Source organism: Staphylococcus aureus (genome assembly GCF_001027105.1).
Classification (GTDB): domain Bacteria; phylum Bacillota; class Bacilli; order Staphylococcales; family Staphylococcaceae; genus Staphylococcus; species Staphylococcus aureus.
This window is the reverse complement of record NZ_CP011526.1, coordinates 1,960,341-1,977,326: the sequence shown is the minus strand read 5'-3', so window position 1 is coordinate 1,977,326 and position 16,986 is coordinate 1,960,341. Positions and strand designations below refer to the sequence as shown.

The following is a 16,986-nucleotide window of genomic DNA, read 5'->3' as shown; positions in this document are numbered from 1 at the left end:
TTTACTATTAAAAAAATCTCTGCGTATTTTTCTATAATCAGTTTCGTATTTATACGATTCTGGAGTTCAATATTAATGTCTTATATTTAAAATGCCACACCTATGCAATAGAATATATATTCTTTTTGTGAGTAGAAAATTTGTTATATTAGAAGCGAATAATTTTAAAACATATTATGAAATGTAAGAAGAAATATTATGAAACTAGGAAAAGTAGATTGTTGAAAATTCCATACAATAGGAGAAGTAAAGTGAATAAATTCTGGTATTACTAAAGCTATTGATTGTCCTAATTGTAATAAAAAGTTGGATAGTGTAGTTGAGGGGAGAAAAACTAAAATGCAAAAATATATTCTCAATGGATCATTATAAATACCAATTAGATTAAAGTATTGCGAACATTTACAATTAGAAATCAGTATTAATCTGCCATAGATAATTGTATTAATGTAAAAAATAAAATAGAATGAGAATATACGGAAATTTTTTATACATTTATAACCAATTCTGTTAAACTGTGAAGAGTAGAGTTAAAAACGAACTTTTTGTTTATTTTTATTAAAAAATGTTCTGTTTTTGAAAATTCGAGTATACATACGATAGGAGTTAAAAAAATGATTGAACGCTATTCTAGAGAAGAAATGTCTAATATTTGGACTGATCAAAATCGCTATGAAGCATGGTTAGAAGTGGAAATTTTAGCATGTGAAGCATGGAGTGAATTAGGACATATACCGAAAGCTGACGTACAAAAAATTCGTCAAAACGCAAAGGTAAATGTCGAACGTGCACAAGAAATTGAACAAGAAACGCGCCATGATGTTGTAGCCTTTACTAGACAAGTTTCTGAAACGCTAGGTGAAGAACGTAAGTGGGTACATTATGGTTTAACTTCTACTGATGTTGTAGATACAGCTTTAAGTTTCGTTATTAAACAAGCAAATGACATTATTGAAAAAGATTTAGAAAGATTTATCGACGTTTTAGCTGAAAAAGCAAAAAATTATAAATATACATTGATGATGGGACGTACACATGGAGTGCATGCAGAACCAACTACATTTGGTGTCAAAATGGCATTGTGGTACACGGAAATGCAACGTAACTTACAACGTTTCAAACAAGTAAGAGAAGAAATTGAAGTAGGGAAAATGAGTGGTGCAGTAGGTACTTTTGCTAACATTCCTCCTGAAATAGAAAGTTATGTGTGTAAACATTTAGGTATTGGCACAGCGCCTGTATCAACGCAAACATTGCAACGCGATCGACATGCATACTATATTGCGACATTAGCATTAATCGCGACATCACTAGAAAAATTTGCCGTTGAAATACGTAACCTTCAAAAAACCGAAACGAGAGAAGTTGAAGAAGCATTTGCAAAAGGCCAAAAAGGTTCATCTGCAATGCCTCATAAACGAAATCCAATTGGTTCTGAAAATATCACAGGTATTTCAAGAGTCATTCGTGGTTATATTACTACAGCTTATGAGAATGTGCCATTATGGCATGAAAGAGATATTTCTCATTCTTCTGCTGAGCGTATTATGTTACCAGATGTTACAATAGCACTAGATTATGCATTGAATCGTTTCACAAATATTGTGGACCGTTTAACTGTATTTGAAGATAATATGCGTAATAACATAGATAAAACATTTGGTCTGATTTTCTCACAACGTGTCTTATTAGCATTAATTAATAAAGGTATGGTTCGTGAAGAAGCATACGACAAAGTACAACCAAAAGCGATGATATCTTGGGAAACGAAAACACCGTTCCGTGAATTAATCGAACAAGATGAGTCTATTACAAGTGTTTTAACAAAAGAAGAATTGGATGAATGTTTCGATCCTAAACATCATTTGAATCAAGTTGACACTATTTTCGAACGCGCTGGATTAGCATAAAATTAAATAAAGTAACGATTCAGATTTAATAAAATATAAATCGCTACACTTTAATAGATTAATGCGTTAAAATGACATAAAGAATAAAATTATAGGGGTTGTTTCGATATGCAAATTGAAAAATTACGAGGTGCAGCGTTAGATGAATTGTTTGATGCAATACTAACGTTAGAAAATAGAGAAGAATGTTACCAATTTTTCGATGATTTGTGTACTGTAAATGAAATTCAATCACTGTCTCAAAGATTACAAGTTGCTAAAATGATTAAGCAAGGTTATACCTATGCAACGATTGAACAAGAATCTGGAGCATCGACTGCAACGATTTCTAGAGTGAAGCGTTCATTACAATGGGGTAATGATGCTTATACAATGATTTTAGATCGTATGAATATTGAAACAAATGAATAATAAATGAACGATAAACAATGGTTATCTATCTGCACTAATAAGGTAGATAATCATTGTTTTTTCACGAAAAAATTTACAGAGTAAAAGAACTTAAATTTCATATTAAGTCTTTAGAACTCGACACTTAAAAATGCTATAATCATATGTATGTTAAAAAAGGAGTTTCGGAAAATGTATGACATTAAAAAATGGCGCCATATTTTTAAATTAGACCCAGCTAAACATATTTCAGATGATGATTTAGATGCGATTTGTATGTCTCAAACAGATGCAATTATGATTGGTGGAACTGATGACGTTACTGAAGATAATGTCATTCATTTAATGAGCAGAGTAAGAAGATACCCATTGCCTTTAGTACTTGAAATATCAAACATCGAAAGTGTAATGCCTGGTTTTGATTTTTATTTTGTACCTACAGTACTGAACAGTACAGATGTTGTATTTCACAATGGTACATTATTAGAAGCGCTTAAAACATATGGACATAGTATAGATTTTGAGGAAGTAATATTTGAAGGGTATGTCGTGTGCAATGCTGATAGCAAAGTGGCAAAACATACCAAAGCAAATACAGATTTAACAACAGAAGATTTAGAAGCATATGCCCAAATGGTCAATCATATGTATCGATTACCGGTTATGTATATAGAGTATAGTGGCATTTATGGCGACGTATCAAAGGTTCAAGCTGTCTCAGAACATCTAACAGAAACGCAACTTTTTTATGGTGGCGGTATTTCCTCAGAACAACAAGCGACAGAGATGGCAGCTATTGCAGATACAATTATCGTCGGTGATATTATTTATAAAGATATTAAAAAAGCTTTAAAAACAGTAAAAATAAAGGAGTCTAGTAAATGAATGCGTTATTAAATCATATGAATACAGAGCAAAGTGAAGCTGTAAAGACAACAGAAGGACCATTGTTAATTATGGCAGGTGCTGGTTCAGGGAAGACACGTGTTTTAACACATAGAATTGCTTATTTATTAGACGAAAAAGATGTCTCACCATACAATGTTTTGGCTATTACTTTTACAAATAAAGCTGCAAGAGAAATGAAAGAACGTGTTCAAAAATTAGTAGGTGATCAAGCAGAAGTTATTTGGATGTCAACATTCCACTCAATGTGTGTTCGTATTTTACGTCGTGATGCAGATCGAATTGGTATAGAACGCAATTTTACGATAATTGATCCTACAGACCAAAAATCTGTTATTAAAGACGTCTTAAAAAATGAAAATATTGATAGTAAAAAGTTTGAACCTCGTATGTTTATCGGTGCGATCAGTAATTTGAAAAATGAACTTAAAACACCTGCAGATGCTCAAAAAGAAGCCACAGATTATCACTCGCAAATGGTAGCAACGGTTTATAGTGGATATCAACGCCAATTGTCACGTAATGAAGCGTTAGATTTTGATGACCTTATTATGACAACGATTAACTTATTTGAGCGTGTACCAGAAGTTCTAGAATATTATCAGAACAAATTCCAATATATTCATGTAGATGAGTATCAAGATACTAATAAAGCACAATACACATTAGTTAAATTATTAGCAAGTAAGTTTAAAAACTTATGTGTTGTAGGTGACTCAGATCAGTCAATTTATGGTTGGCGTGGTGCTGATATTCAAAATATCTTATCATTTGAAAAAGACTATCCAGAAGCGAATACAATCTTTTTAGAGCAAAATTATCGTTCGACGAAAACGATTTTAAATGCGGCTAACGAAGTGATTAAAAATAATTCTGAACGTAAGCCAAAAGGACTGTGGACTGCAAATACGAATGGTGAGAAAATTCATTACTATGAAGCAATGACGGAACGTGATGAAGCGGAATTTGTAATACGAGAAATTATGAAGCATCAACGTAATGGTAAGAAATATCAAGATATGGCAATTTTATATAGAACGAATGCACAATCACGTGTACTTGAGGAAACATTCATGAAATCTAATATGCCATACACAATGGTTGGTGGCCAAAAGTTCTATGACCGTAAAGAAATCAAAGATTTATTAAGTTATTTGCGTATAATTGCCAATAGTAATGATGACATTAGTTTGCAACGTATTATTAATGTTCCAAAAAGAGGTGTAGGTCCTTCATCTGTTGAAAAAGTTCAAAACTATGCACTTCAAAACAATATCAGTATGTTTGATGCACTTGGAGAAGCTGATTTTATCGGATTGTCAAAAAAGGTGACACAAGAGTGTCTTAATTTTTACGAGTTAATCCAAAGCTTGATAAAAGAACAAGAATTTTTAGAAATTCATGAAATAGTTGATGAAGTATTACAAAAGTCTGGCTATCGAGAAATGCTTGAACGTGAAAATACATTAGAATCTCGAAGTAGATTAGAAAACATCGATGAATTTATGTCAGTACCAAAAGACTATGAGGAAAATACCCCATTAGAAGAACAGTCATTAATTAACTTTTTAACGGATTTATCGTTAGTAGCTGATATTGATGAGGCAGATACTGAAAATGGCGTAACACTAATGACGATGCACTCGGCTAAGGGCCTTGAATTTCCAATTGTCTTTATAATGGGGATGGAAGAATCTTTATTCCCACATATTAGAGCGATTAAGAGTGAAGATGATCATGAAATGCAAGAAGAACGTCGTATTTGTTATGTAGCAATTACAAGGGCTGAAGAGGTGTTATATATCACTCATGCGACATCAAGAATGTTATTTGGTCGCCCTCAGTCAAATATGCCATCCAGATTTTTAAAGGAAATTCCAGAATCACTATTAGAAAATCATTCAAGTGGCAAACGACAAACGATACAACCTAAGGCAAAACCTTTTGCTAAACGCGGATTTAGTCAACGAACAACGTCAACGAAAAAACAAGTATTGTCATCTGATTGGAATGTAGGTGACAAAGTGATGCATAAAGCCTGGGGAGAAGGCATGGTGAGTAATGTAAACGAGAAAAATGGCTCAATCGAACTAGATATTATCTTTAAATCACAAGGGCCAAAACGTTTGTTAGCGCAATTTGCACCAATTGAAAAAAAGGAGGATTAAGGGATGGCTGATTTATCGTCTCGTGTGAACGAGTTACATGATTTATTAAATCAATACAGTTATGAATACTATGTAGAGGATAATCCATCTGTACCAGATAGTGAATATGACAAATTACTTCATGAACTGATTAAAATAGAAGAGGAGCATCCTGAGTATAAGACTGTAGATTCTCCAACAGTTAGAGTTGGCGGTGAAGCCCAAGCCTCTTTCAATAAAGTCAACCATGACACGCCAATGTTAAGTTTAGGGAATGCATTTAATGAGGATGATTTGAGAAAATTCGACCAACGCATACGTGAACAAATTGGCAACGTTGAATATATGTGCGAATTAAAAATTGATGGCTTAGCAGTATCATTGAAATATGTTGATGGATACTTCGTTCAAGGTTTAACACGTGGTGATGGAACAACAGGTGAAGATATTACCGAAAATTTAAAAACAATTCATGCGATACCTTTGAAAATGAAAGAACCATTAAATGTAGAAGTTCGTGGTGAAGCATATATGCCGAGACGTTCATTTTTACGATTAAATGAAGAAAAAGAAAAAAATGATGAGCAGTTATTTGCAAATCCAAGAAACGCTGCTGCGGGATCATTAAGACAGTTAGATTCTAAATTAACGGCAAAACGAAAGCTAAGCGTATTTATATATAGTGTCAATGATTTCACTGATTTCAATGCGCGTTCGCAAAGTGAAGCATTAGATGAGTTAGATAAATTAGGTTTTACAACGAATAAAAATAGAGCGCGTGTAAATAATATCGATGGTGTTTTAGAGTATATTGAAAAATGGACAAGCCAAAGAGAGTCATTACCTTATGATATTGATGGGATTGTTATTAAGGTTAATGATTTAGATCAACAGGATGAGATGGGATTCACACAAAAATCTCCTAGATGGGCCATTGCTTATAAATTTCCAGCTGAGGAAGTAGTAACTAAATTATTAGATATTGAATTAAGTATTGGACGAACAGGTGTAGTCACACCTACTGCTATTTTAGAACCAGTAAAAGTAGCTGGTACAACTGTATCAAGAGCATCTTTGCACAATGAGGATTTAATTCATGACAGAGATATTCGAATTGGTGATAGTGTTGTAGTGAAAAAAGCAGGTGACATCATACCTGAAGTTGTACGTAGTATTCCAGAACGTAGACCTGAGGATGCTGTCACATATCATATGCCAACCCATTGTCCAAGTTGTGGACATGAATTAGTACGTATTGAAGGCGAAGTAGCACTTCGTTGCATTAATCCAAAATGCCAAGCACAACTTGTTGAAGGATTGATTCACTTTGTATCAAGACAAGCCATGAATATTGATGGTTTAGGCACTAAAATTATTCAACAGCTTTATCAAAGCGAATTAATTAAAGATGTTGCTGATATTTTCTATTTAACAGAAGAAGATTTATTACCTTTAGACAGAATGGGGCAGAAAAAAGTTGATAATTTATTAGCTGCCATTCAACAAGCTAAGGACAACTCTTTAGAAAATTTATTATTTGGTCTAGGTATTAGGCATTTAGGTGTTAAAGCGAGCCAAGTGTTAGCAGAAAAATATGAAACGATAGATCGATTACTAACGGTAACTGAAGCGGAATTAGTAGAAATTCATGATATAGGTGATAAAGTAGCACAATCTGTAGTTACTTATTTAGAAAATGAAGATATTCGTGCTTTAATTCAAAAATTAAAAGATAAACATGTTAATATGATTTATAAAGGTATCAAAACATCAGATATTGAAGGACATCCTGAATTTAGTGGTAAAACGATAGTACTGACTGGTAAGCTACATCAAATGACACGCAATGAAGCATCTAAATGGCTTGCATCACAAGGTGCTAAAGTTACAAGTAGCGTTACTAAAAATACAGATGTCGTTATTGCTGGTGAAGATGCAGGTTCAAAATTAACAAAAGCACAAAGTTTAGGTATTGAAATTTGGACAGAGCAACAATTTGTAGATAAGCAAAATGAATTAAATAGTTAGAGGGGTATGTCGATGAAGCGTACATTAGTATTATTGATTACAGCTATCTTTATACTCGCTGCTTGTGGTAACCATAAGGATGACCAGGCTGGAAAAGATAATCAAAAACATAACAATAGTTCAAATCAAGTAAAAGAAATTGCAACGGATAAAAATGTACAAGGTGATAACTATCGTACATTGTTACCATTTAAAGAAAGCCAGGCAAGAGGACTTTTACAAGATAACATGGCAAATAGTTATAATGGCGGCGACTTTGAAGATGGTTTATTGAACTTAAGTAAAGAAGTATTTCCAACAGATAAATATTTGTATCAAGATGGTCAATTTTTGGACAAGAAAACAATTAATGCCTATTTAAATCCTAAGTATACAAAACGTGAAATCGATAAAATGTCTGAAAAAGATAAAAAAGACAAGAAAGCGAATGAAAATTTAGGACTTAATCCATCACACGAAGGTGAAACAGATCCTGAAAAGATTGCAGAAAAATCACCAGCCTATTTATCTAACATTTTAGAGCAAGATTTTTATGGTGGTGGAGATACAAAAGGTAAGAATATTAAAGGTATGACGATTGGTTTAGCTATGAATAGTGTTTATTACTATAAAAAAGAAAAAGATGGATCGACTTTTAGTAAAAAACTAGATGATAGCGAAGTTAAAAAGCAAGGTAAACAAATGGCTAGTGAGATATTATCAAGGTTACGTGAAAATGATGATTTAAAAGATATACCAATTCATTTTGCAATTTATAAGCAATCAAGTGAAGATTCAATCACACCAGGTGAATTTATCACTCAAGCGACTGCAGAAAAGAGTCAAACAAAGCTTAATGAATGGCATAATATCAATGAAAAATCAGCTTTATTACCTTCTTCAACAGCAGCAGATTATGATGAAAATTTAAATAATAATTTCAAGCAATTTAATGATAATTTGCAATCATATTTTTCTAATTTCACACAAGCAGTAGGGAAAGTTAAATTTGTTGATAAAAAGCCACAACGATTAGTAGTAGATTTACCAATCGATTACTATGGACAAGCTGAAACAATTGGTATTACACAGTACGTTACTGAACAAGCGAATAAATATTTCGATAAAATCGATAACTATGAAATTCGTATTAAAGATGGTAACCAACCACGTGCTTTAATTAGTAAGACAAAAGATGACAAAGAACCGCAAGTTCATATTTACAGTAATTAATTGTAAATTAAAGATAATAAAAAGGTACCAATGTTAGTCATAATTTTGATTAACATTAGTACCTTTTTAATTTGTTAAGACTTATGAATTATTTTTCTCTAACGATGTCACGAACTTTGTTTAAGTCAGTTTCAACAAATGCACCAGGTTTTTTAGTAAGTTTACTTACAACATATGTAACGATTACACTTACAATAAATCCAGGAATAATTTCATATAAGCCGAATATTTCGTTGATATGTGCCAATGGTTTAATCCACGCAATCCAAACGATAACGACTAAGGCACCTGAAACCATTCCACTTACAGCACCGGCACGTGTCAAACCTTTCCAGTAAAGTGCAAATAGCACAAGTGGACTGAACGATGCACCAAATCCGGCCCAAGCGTTACCTACTAAGTTTAGAATTGTGTCGTTTGGATTCCATGCAATCGCGATGGCAACAATTGCTACAACTAATACAGATAATCTTCCAATCATAACAAATTCTTTTTGGTGCGTTTTAGCTTTTTCTTCACCACGAATTAATTTATAAAAGTCTTCCGTTAGTGAACTAGATGTTACAAGTAATTGTGAAGAAATCGTGCTCATAATTGCAGCTAGAATCGCAGCAAGTAAGAAACCACCTACAAGAGGATGGAAGAGTACTTGACTCATCACGATGAATAATGTCTCAGGATCTTCTAGTTTAATATGATAAGCAGGTACGAATGCAATACCTGTTAAACCAACAGCCACAGCGCCTAATAAACCAACAGCCATCCAGCTAATACCTAAACGTCTAGCTTTAGGTAGCATCTTGTGTGATTTAATAGACATAAACCTTACAATGATATGAGGTTGACCGAAATAACCTAATCCCCATGAAAATAGAGAGATAATTCCTATAAATGATAACCCTTTAAATAAATTTAAATTTGTAGGTTTCATAGCTGCTACATCATGAAACGTTCCCCAGCCGTTTAAATTCATCATAGCAACAATAGGGACCATAACCATCGCAATTAACATAATGACACCTTGGAAGAAATCTGTAATTGATACAGCTAAATATCCACCAAAGAAAGTATAGAAAATGACAATGAAAGCAACTAATATTAAACCGAAATGATAATCTAATCCAAAAGCACTTTCAAATAGTTTACCACCAGATACGAAACCAGAATGTGTATATAATGTAAAGAATACTACGATAATCAATCCAGAAATAATCTTTAACACATTATTTTTATCGTTTAAACGATTTTTAAAGAAATCTGGTAATGTAATTGCATCTCCAGCTAATTCGGTATAAACACGAAGTCTAGGAGCAACAACAAAGTAATTTATATAAGCACCTAATGTTAAACCGATTGTAATCCACATAGCTGATAGACCAGTGCTATAGACAGAACCAGGTAGCCCCATAATCATCCATCCACTCATATCTGAAGCTCCAGCTGATAATGCAGTAATATACGGTCCAATACTACGTCCACCTAACATGTACTCGCTTAGGTTACCAGTTGCTTGCTTGTAACCGTAAAAGCCAATAACGATTAGTATCAAGAAGTAGACGGCAATCATAATATAAGTTTGCCAATTGGCATCTACTTGTTGACTTAATGCTGTCCCCATTGTAAGCATGATAAACACTCCCTTTATTTAATTTATAATTTAGTTACTTGAAAACATTATACATAAAGATAAATGTTTAGAAAAGTAGGAAAATTAAATTTATTCTTTTTGAAATACTTGCATACCAATATAGAAAGCGCTTTCGTATTTTTTGGATATGAGCAAATTTTTATAATTAAAATTGCATAATCATAATATTGAATTGGGTTGTCTAATATTAAAAGAGTGTTGTTTTCATAAAAAATGATTTGATAAACGAATGATAATGTTTATACAGTTTATATGTAATTAAAGTAGCACCTCATAAATACTTAGATTTTTAATTGGAAATTTGATACAATTTAGTGATGAATGACTTAAAGGAGGCTTTTATTAATGACAAAAGTAACACGTGAAGAAGTTGAGCATATCGCGAATCTTGCAAGACTTCAAATTTCTCCTGAAGAAACGGAAGAAATGGCCAACACATTAGAAAGCATTTTAGATTTTGCAAAACAAAATGATAGCGCTGATACAGAAGGCGTTGAACCTACATATCACGTTTTAGATTTACAAAACGTTTTACGTGAAGATAAAGCAATTAAAGGTATTCCACAAGAATTAGCTTTGAAAAATGCCAAAGAAACAGAAGATGGACAATTTAAAGTGCCTACAATCATGAATGAGGAGGACGCGTAAGATGAGCATTCGCTACGAATCGGTTGAGAATTTATTAACTTTAATAAAAGACAAAAAAATCAAACCATCTGATGTTGTTAAAGATATATATGATGCAATTGAAGAGACTGATCCAACAATTAAGTCTTTTCTAGCGCTGGATAAAGAAAATGCAATCAAAAAAGCGCAAGAATTGGATGAATTACAAGCAAAAGATCAAATGGATGGCAAATTATTTGGTATTCCAATGGGTATAAAAGATAACATTATTACAAACGGATTAGAAACAACATGTGCAAGTAAAATGTTAGAAGGTTTTGTGCCAATTTACGAATCTACTGTAATGGAAAAACTACATAATGAAAATGCCGTTTTAATCGGTAAATTAAATATGGATGAGTTTGCAATGGGTGGTTCAACAGAAACATCTTATTTCAAAAAAACAGTTAACCCATTTGACCATAAAGCAGTGCCAGGTGGTTCATCAGGTGGATCTGCAGCAGCAGTTGCAGCTGGCTTAGTACCATTTAGCTTAGGTTCAGACACAGGTGGTTCAATTAGACAACCGGCTGCATATTGTGGCGTTGTCGGTATGAAACCAACATACGGTCGTGTATCTCGATTTGGATTAGTTGCTTTTGCATCTTCATTAGACCAAATTGGTCCATTGACTCGAAATGTAAAAGATAATGCAATCGTATTAGAAGCTATTTCTGGTGCAGATGTTAATGACTCTACAAGTGCACCAGTTGATGATGTAGACTTTACATCTGAAATTGGTAAAGATATTAAAGGATTAAAAGTTGCATTACCTAAAGAATACTTAGGTGAAGGTGTAGCTGATGACGTAAAAGAAGCAGTTCAAAACGCTGTAGAAACTTTAAAATCTTTAGGTGCTGTCGTTGAGGAAGTATCATTGCCAAATACTAAATTTGGTATTCCATCATATTACGTGATTGCATCATCAGAAGCTTCGTCAAACCTTTCTCGTTTTGACGGAATTCGTTATGGTTATCATTCTAAAGAAGCTCATTCATTAGAAGAATTATATAAAATGTCAAGATCTGAAGGTTTCGGTAAAGAAGTAAAACGTCGTATTTTCTTAGGTACATTTGCATTAAGTTCAGGTTACTATGATGCTTACTATAAAAAATCTCAAAAAGTTAGAACATTGATTAAAAATGACTTTGATAAAGTATTCGAAAATTATGATGTAGTAGTTGGTCCAACAGCGCCTACAACTGCGTTTAATTTAGGTGAAGAAATTGATGATCCATTAACAATGTATGCCAATGATTTATTAACAACACCAGTAAACTTAGCTGGATTACCTGGTATTTCTGTTCCTTGTGGACAATCAAATGGCCGACCAATCGGTTTACAGTTCATTGGTAAACCATTCGATGAAAAAACGTTATATCGTGTCGCTTATCAATATGAAACACAATACAATTTACATGACGTTTATGAAAAATTATAAGGAGTGGAAATCATGCATTTTGAAACAGTTATAGGACTTGAAGTTCACGTAGAGTTAAAAACGGACTCAAAAATGTTTTCTCCATCACCAGCGCATTTTGGAGCAGAACCTAACTCAAATACAAATGTTATCGACTTAGCATATCCAGGTGTCTTACCAGTTGTTAATAAGCGTGCAGTAGACTGGGCAATGCGTGCTGCAATGGCACTAAATATGGAAATCGCAACAGAATCTAAGTTTGACCGTAAGAACTATTTCTATCCAGATAATCCAAAAGCATATCAAATTTCTCAATTTGATCAACCAATTGGTGAAAATGGATATATCGATATCGAAGTCGACGGTGAAACAAAACGAATCGGTATTACTCGTCTTCACATGGAAGAAGATGCTGGTAAGTCAACACATAAAGGTGAGTATTCATTAGTTGACTTGAACCGTCAAGGTACACCGCTAATTGAAATCGTATCTGAACCAGATATTCGTTCACCTAAAGAAGCATATGCATATTTAGAAAAATTGCGTTCAATTATTCAATACACTGGTGTATCAGACGTTAAGATGGAAGAGGGATCTTTACGTTGTGATGCTAACATCTCTTTACGTCCATATGGTCAAGAAAAATTTGGTACTAAAGCCGAATTGAAAAACTTAAACTCATTTAACTATGTACGTAAAGGTTTAGAATATGAAGAAAAACGCCAAGAAGAAGAATTGTTAAATGGTGGAGAAATCGGACAAGAAACACGTCGATTTGATGAATCTACAGGTAAAACAATTTTAATGCGTGTTAAAGAAGGTTCTGATGATTACCGTTACTTCCCAGAGCCTGACATTGTACCTTTATATATTGATGATGCTTGGAAAGAGCGTGTTCGTCAGACAATTCCTGAATTACCAGATGAACGTAAAGCTAAGTATGTAAATGAATTAGGTTTACCTGCATACGATGCACACGTATTAACATTGACTAAAGAAATGTCAGATTTCTTTGAATCAACAATTGAACACGGTGCAGATGTTAAATTAACATCTAACTGGTTAATGGGTGGCGTAAACGAATATTTAAATAAAAATCAAGTAGAATTATTAGATACTAAATTAACACCAGAAAATTTAGCAGGTATGATTAAACTTATCGAAGACGGAACAATGAGCAGTAAAATTGCGAAGAAAGTCTTCCCAGAGTTAGCAGCTAAAGGTGGTAATGCTAAACAGATTATGGAAGATAATGGCTTAGTTCAAATTTCTGATGAAGCAACACTTCTAAAATTTGTAAATGAAGCATTAGACAATAACGAACAATCAGTTGAAGATTACAAAAATGGTAAAGGCAAAGCTATGGGCTTCTTAGTTGGTCAAATTATGAAAGCGTCTAAAGGTCAAGCTAATCCACAATTAGTAAATCAACTATTAAAACAAGAATTAGATAAAAGATAATTTAAATCATCAAACTATGAAGATTTAAAAAATAAACCCTTGATTGCTGACTTAGATGCAATCGAGGGTTTATTTATATCTATAGAAGTCAAATTACTTTTAACTTTATTCATTGTACATGTTAATGGTAAAAATATTAATTTTATTAATGCGTTAGCTTTAATTATATTAAGGCAAACTGTATAATAAAAAGGTATAAAACATTTTTGTATAAAGACAACATTATATTTACAACATCATTTTAAAGGTAAAATAGCATAACTGACGAAGTCTATATAATGAAGAACGGCAAAAAATGCTGAATAAATAACAAGCTTTGTACATATTGAGATAGTATTTGTTTAAGATACAAGTTGGTCTTTAACGATATTAAGAATGATGAAATAAGACTGAGCCTGGGTCATAAATTCAATGTCCTAGGCACTACAATGTTATATTGGCTGTAGTTGACTGAAAGAAAATACGCTTGTAACAAGCTTTTTTCAATTCTAGTGGGGCCCCAACATAGAAGCTGACTTTCTGTCAGCTTACAATAATGTGCAAGTTGGCGGGGCCCCCAAACAAAGAAGCTGACTTTCTGTCAGCTTACAATAATGTGCAAGTTGGGGTGGGGCCCCAACATAGAGAATTTCGAAAGGAAATTCTACAGACAATGCAAGTTGGGGTAGAACGAAATAAATTTTGTTAAATATTATTTCTGTCCCACTCCCTATTAGACGAAACAAAGATGAAGTTAAAATATATGAATTTTAAGTAGAGGGATAAGATATGAGGAAACGTGCTAGAATCATTTATAACCCGACATCAGGTAAAGAGCTATTTAAAAGAGAATTACCTGATGCCTTAATAAAATTAGAAAAAGCGGGATATGAAACGAGTGCATATGCAACCGAGAAAATAGGTGATGCCACACTTGAAGCAGAAAGAGCTATGCATGAAAATTATGATGTATTAATCGCTGCAGGTGGTGATGGAACATTAAATGAAGTAGTTAATGGTATCGCAGAAAAGCCTAATCGTCCTAAGCTAGGTGTCATTCCTATGGGTACTGTTAATGACTTTGGACGTGCATTGCATATACCTAATGACATCATGGGGGCACTTGATGTCATCATTGAAGGTCATTCTACTAAAGTAGATATTGGTAAAATGAATAATCGATACTTTATTAATTTAGCTGCAGGCGGACAATTGACGCAAGTCTCTTATGAAACACCGAGTAAATTGAAATCTATTGTTGGTCCATTTGCTTATTACATCAAAGGTTTCGAAATGTTACCTCAAATGAAAGCTGTAGATTTAAGAATTGAATATGATGGTAATGTTTTCCAAGGAGAAGCATTATTATTCTTTTTAGGTTTAACAAATTCAATGGCAGGATTTGAAAAATTAGTGCCGGACGCTAAGTTAGATGACGGCTATTTTACGTTAATTATAGTTGAAAAATCAAACCTTGCAGAACTTGGTCATATTATGACTTTAGCTTCAAGAGGAGAACATACTAAGCATCCTAAAGTTATTTATGAAAAAGCAAAGGCAATTAATATTTCATCATTCACAGACTTACAACTAAATGTAGATGGAGAATATGGTGGTAAATTACCAGCGAATTTCTTAAATCTAGAACGTCATATAGATGTCTTTGCACCTAATGATATTGTAAATGAAGAGTTAATAAATAATGATCATGTTGATGACAATTTAATCGAAGAATAAACAGAAATAGTGAAATATATAATGGCAGGTTAGGAAGCGCATAATTTTGTTCCTAACCTGTTCATTTTGGAGGTAAAATTTTGCAAGCAATAGCTAAAAATGACATAAAAACGGGAACAGTTGTTGATTTAACGCATGAAGGCCATGGTGTCGTAAAAATAGATCGCTTTCCTATTTTCATACCACAAGCTTTAATTAATGAACAAATTGAATATAAAATTATCAAAGTAAAAAAGAACTTTGCGATAGGTAAGTTGCTTAATATAAATACGAGAAGTGAGAATCGTGTTGCACCGCCATGTATATATTATGAACGTTGTGGTGGGTGCCAACTTCAACACTTATCATACGAAGCACAACTTGAAATGAAAAAGGAACAAGTGATTAATTTGTTTCAGCGAAAAGCGCATTTTGATAATTCTAAGATTAACGATACAGTTGGCATGACAGATCCTTGGAGATATCGAAACAAGTCCCAGATTCCAGTTGGTAAGAATGAACAGAATGAAGTTATTATGGGCTTTTATCGTCAAAGAAGCCATGACATTATTGACATGGAAAGTTGTTTAATACAAGATTCACAACATCAAGAAGTGATGAATGAAGTTAAATCTATTTTAAAAGATTTAAATGTAAGTATTTATCAAGAACAATTGAAAAAAGGTTTAATGAGACATTTGGTTGTAAGAACAGGATATCATACAGACGAAATGATGATTATTTTTGTAACTAATGGTAAAAAGTGGCCACAAAAAAATGCTGTTGTTGAGAAGATATTAGATGCATTTCCTAATGTGACAAGCATTAAACAAAACATTAATGATAGCCACTCTAATGTTATTATGGGACGTCAATCTATAACGCTATATGGTAAAGATACAATTATTGATCAATTAACAGATAGTACATTTAAAATAAGTGATCAGTCATTCTACCAAATTAATTCTGAACAAACAGAGAAATTATATAATAAAGCAATTGAGTATGCGCAATTGACAGGTAATGAAGTTGTATTAGATACCTATTGTGGTATTGGAACAATAGGGCTATATATGGCACCACTTGCAAAACATGTATACGGTGTTGAAGTAGTACCTTCTGCAATTGAAGACGCACAACAAAATGCGACTATAAACCAATGCAATAATACAACTTTTGTCTGTGGGAAAGCTGAAGAAGTTATTTTACAATGGAAAGCACAAGGGATTAAACCAGATGTTGTAATGGTTGATCCGCCAAGAAAGGGCTGTGACGAAACGTTTATTCAGACTTTGCTTACATTAGAACCTAAGCGTATTGTCTATATTTCATGTAATACCGCAACACAGCAACGTGATGCATTATTATTAGCTGAAAAATATCAACTTGAAGAGGTAACACCGGTAGATATGTTTCCACAAACAACACATGTTGAGACAGTGGCATTATTCAATTTGAAATAGCGCACATGATTTGAGATAAAATTTCGCCTTAATAAGTGAA

Annotated in this window: 13 protein-coding genes; 12 read left to right on the top strand and 1 reads right to left on the bottom strand. The window is 33.1% G+C overall.

Annotated features, from left to right (window positions below; translation table 11 throughout):
• The first annotated feature begins 614 nt into the window (after nt 1-614).
• From purB to AA076_RS09945, 6 genes are all read left to right on the top strand, one after another.
• On the top strand, nt 615-1,910 hold the full coding sequence (gene purB, locus AA076_RS09970) for an adenylosuccinate lyase (protein ID WP_000572878.1): 1,296 nt from the start codon (nt 615-617) through the stop codon (nt 1,908-1,910).
• Nucleotides 1,911-2,018: 108 nt separating this feature from the next.
• Nucleotides 2,019-2,321, top strand: coding sequence for a YerC/YecD family TrpR-related protein (locus tag AA076_RS09965; RefSeq protein ID WP_001165363.1), 303 nt, complete (start codon nt 2,019-2,021; stop codon nt 2,319-2,321).
• Nucleotides 2,322-2,492: 171 nt separating this feature from the next.
• Nucleotides 2,493-3,185: a heptaprenylglyceryl phosphate synthase gene (gene pcrB / locus AA076_RS09960; protein ID WP_000272070.1), complete on the top strand. Its 693-nt coding sequence runs from the start codon at nt 2,493-2,495 to the stop codon at nt 3,183-3,185.
• On the top strand, nt 3,182-5,374 hold the full coding sequence (gene pcrA, locus AA076_RS09955) for a DNA helicase PcrA (protein ID WP_000992921.1): 2,193 nt from the start codon (nt 3,182-3,184) through the stop codon (nt 5,372-5,374). Before pcrB ends, pcrA begins: the two co-directional genes overlap by 4 nt.
• A gap of 3 nt (nt 5,375-5,377) precedes the next feature.
• Nucleotides 5,378-7,381, top strand: a complete 2,004-nt coding sequence (gene ligA, locus AA076_RS09950) for an NAD-dependent DNA ligase LigA (protein ID WP_000774565.1) — start codon at nt 5,378-5,380, stop codon at nt 7,379-7,381.
• 12 nt (nt 7,382-7,393) lie between these two features.
• Nucleotides 7,394-8,593, top strand: a complete 1,200-nt coding sequence (locus tag AA076_RS09945) for a CamS family sex pheromone protein (RefSeq protein WP_000831698.1) — start codon at nt 7,394-7,396, stop codon at nt 8,591-8,593.
• A gap of 88 nt (nt 8,594-8,681) precedes the next feature.
• Here AA076_RS09945 and putP read toward each other — a convergent pair whose 3' ends face one another.
• Nucleotides 8,682-10,220 carry a sodium/proline symporter PutP gene (gene putP / locus AA076_RS09940; RefSeq protein ID WP_000957020.1) on the bottom strand — a complete coding sequence of 513 codons (1,539 nt, stop codon included), beginning with the start codon at nt 10,218-10,220 and terminating at the stop codon, nt 8,682-8,684.
• Nucleotides 10,221-10,586: 366 nt separating this feature from the next.
• Here putP and gatC point away from each other — a divergent pair, with 366 nt between their 5' ends.
• From gatC to rlmD, 6 genes are all read left to right on the top strand, one after another.
• Nucleotides 10,587-10,889, top strand: coding sequence for an Asp-tRNA(Asn)/Glu-tRNA(Gln) amidotransferase subunit GatC (gene gatC, locus AA076_RS09935; RefSeq protein WP_000170162.1), 303 nt, complete (start codon nt 10,587-10,589; stop codon nt 10,887-10,889).
• Between the two features lies 1 nt (nt 10,890).
• Complete coding sequence (gene gatA, locus AA076_RS09930) at nt 10,891-12,348, top strand: Asp-tRNA(Asn)/Glu-tRNA(Gln) amidotransferase subunit GatA (protein WP_000027928.1); 1,458 nt, start codon at nt 10,891-10,893, stop codon at nt 12,346-12,348.
• A 12-nt stretch (nt 12,349-12,360) separates the two neighbouring features.
• Nucleotides 12,361-13,788: an Asp-tRNA(Asn)/Glu-tRNA(Gln) amidotransferase subunit GatB gene (gatB, locus tag AA076_RS09925; protein WP_000545370.1), complete on the top strand. Its 1,428-nt coding sequence runs from the start codon at nt 12,361-12,363 to the stop codon at nt 13,786-13,788.
• A 39-nt stretch (nt 13,789-13,827) separates the two neighbouring features.
• Complete coding sequence (locus AA076_RS15305) at nt 13,828-13,974, top strand: hypothetical protein (RefSeq protein WP_001797372.1); 147 nt, start codon at nt 13,828-13,830, stop codon at nt 13,972-13,974.
• Between the two features lie 582 nt (nt 13,975-14,556).
• Complete coding sequence (locus AA076_RS09915; protein WP_001231451.1) at nt 14,557-15,504, top strand: diacylglycerol kinase; 948 nt, start codon at nt 14,557-14,559, stop codon at nt 15,502-15,504.
• Nucleotides 15,505-15,584: 80 nt separating this feature from the next.
• The gene (rlmD, locus tag AA076_RS09910; protein WP_001836290.1) at nt 15,585-16,946 is read left to right on the top strand and encodes a 23S rRNA (uracil(1939)-C(5))-methyltransferase RlmD; all 1,362 of its coding nucleotides are present in this window, start codon (nt 15,585-15,587) and stop codon (nt 16,944-16,946) included.
• Nucleotides 16,947-16,986: the final 40 nt, after the last annotated feature.

Excerpts from the sequence above, each read along its gene's own strand:
- gatA (WP_000027928.1), top strand. The coding sequence starts at position 10,891 with ATGAGCATTCGCTACGAATCGGTTGAGAATTTATTAACTTTAATAAAA.
- gatC (WP_000170162.1), top strand. The coding sequence starts at position 10,587 with ATGACAAAAGTAACACGTGAAGAAGTTGAGCATATCGCGAATCTTGCA.
- putP (WP_000957020.1), bottom strand. The coding sequence starts at position 10,220 with ATGCTTACAATGGGGACAGCATTAAGTCAACAAGTAGATGCCAATTGG.
- gatB (WP_000545370.1), top strand. The coding sequence starts at position 12,361 with ATGCATTTTGAAACAGTTATAGGACTTGAAGTTCACGTAGAGTTAAAA.
- ligA (WP_000774565.1), top strand. The coding sequence starts at position 5,378 with ATGGCTGATTTATCGTCTCGTGTGAACGAGTTACATGATTTATTAAAT.
- pcrA (WP_000992921.1), top strand. The coding sequence starts at position 3,182 with ATGAATGCGTTATTAAATCATATGAATACAGAGCAAAGTGAAGCTGTA.
- AA076_RS09915 (WP_001231451.1), top strand. The coding sequence starts at position 14,557 with ATGAGGAAACGTGCTAGAATCATTTATAACCCGACATCAGGTAAAGAG.
- purB (WP_000572878.1), top strand. The coding sequence starts at position 615 with ATGATTGAACGCTATTCTAGAGAAGAAATGTCTAATATTTGGACTGAT.
- AA076_RS09945 (WP_000831698.1), top strand. The coding sequence starts at position 7,394 with ATGAAGCGTACATTAGTATTATTGATTACAGCTATCTTTATACTCGCT.
- pcrB (WP_000272070.1), top strand. The coding sequence starts at position 2,493 with ATGTATGACATTAAAAAATGGCGCCATATTTTTAAATTAGACCCAGCT.
- AA076_RS09965 (WP_001165363.1), top strand. The coding sequence starts at position 2,019 with ATGCAAATTGAAAAATTACGAGGTGCAGCGTTAGATGAATTGTTTGAT.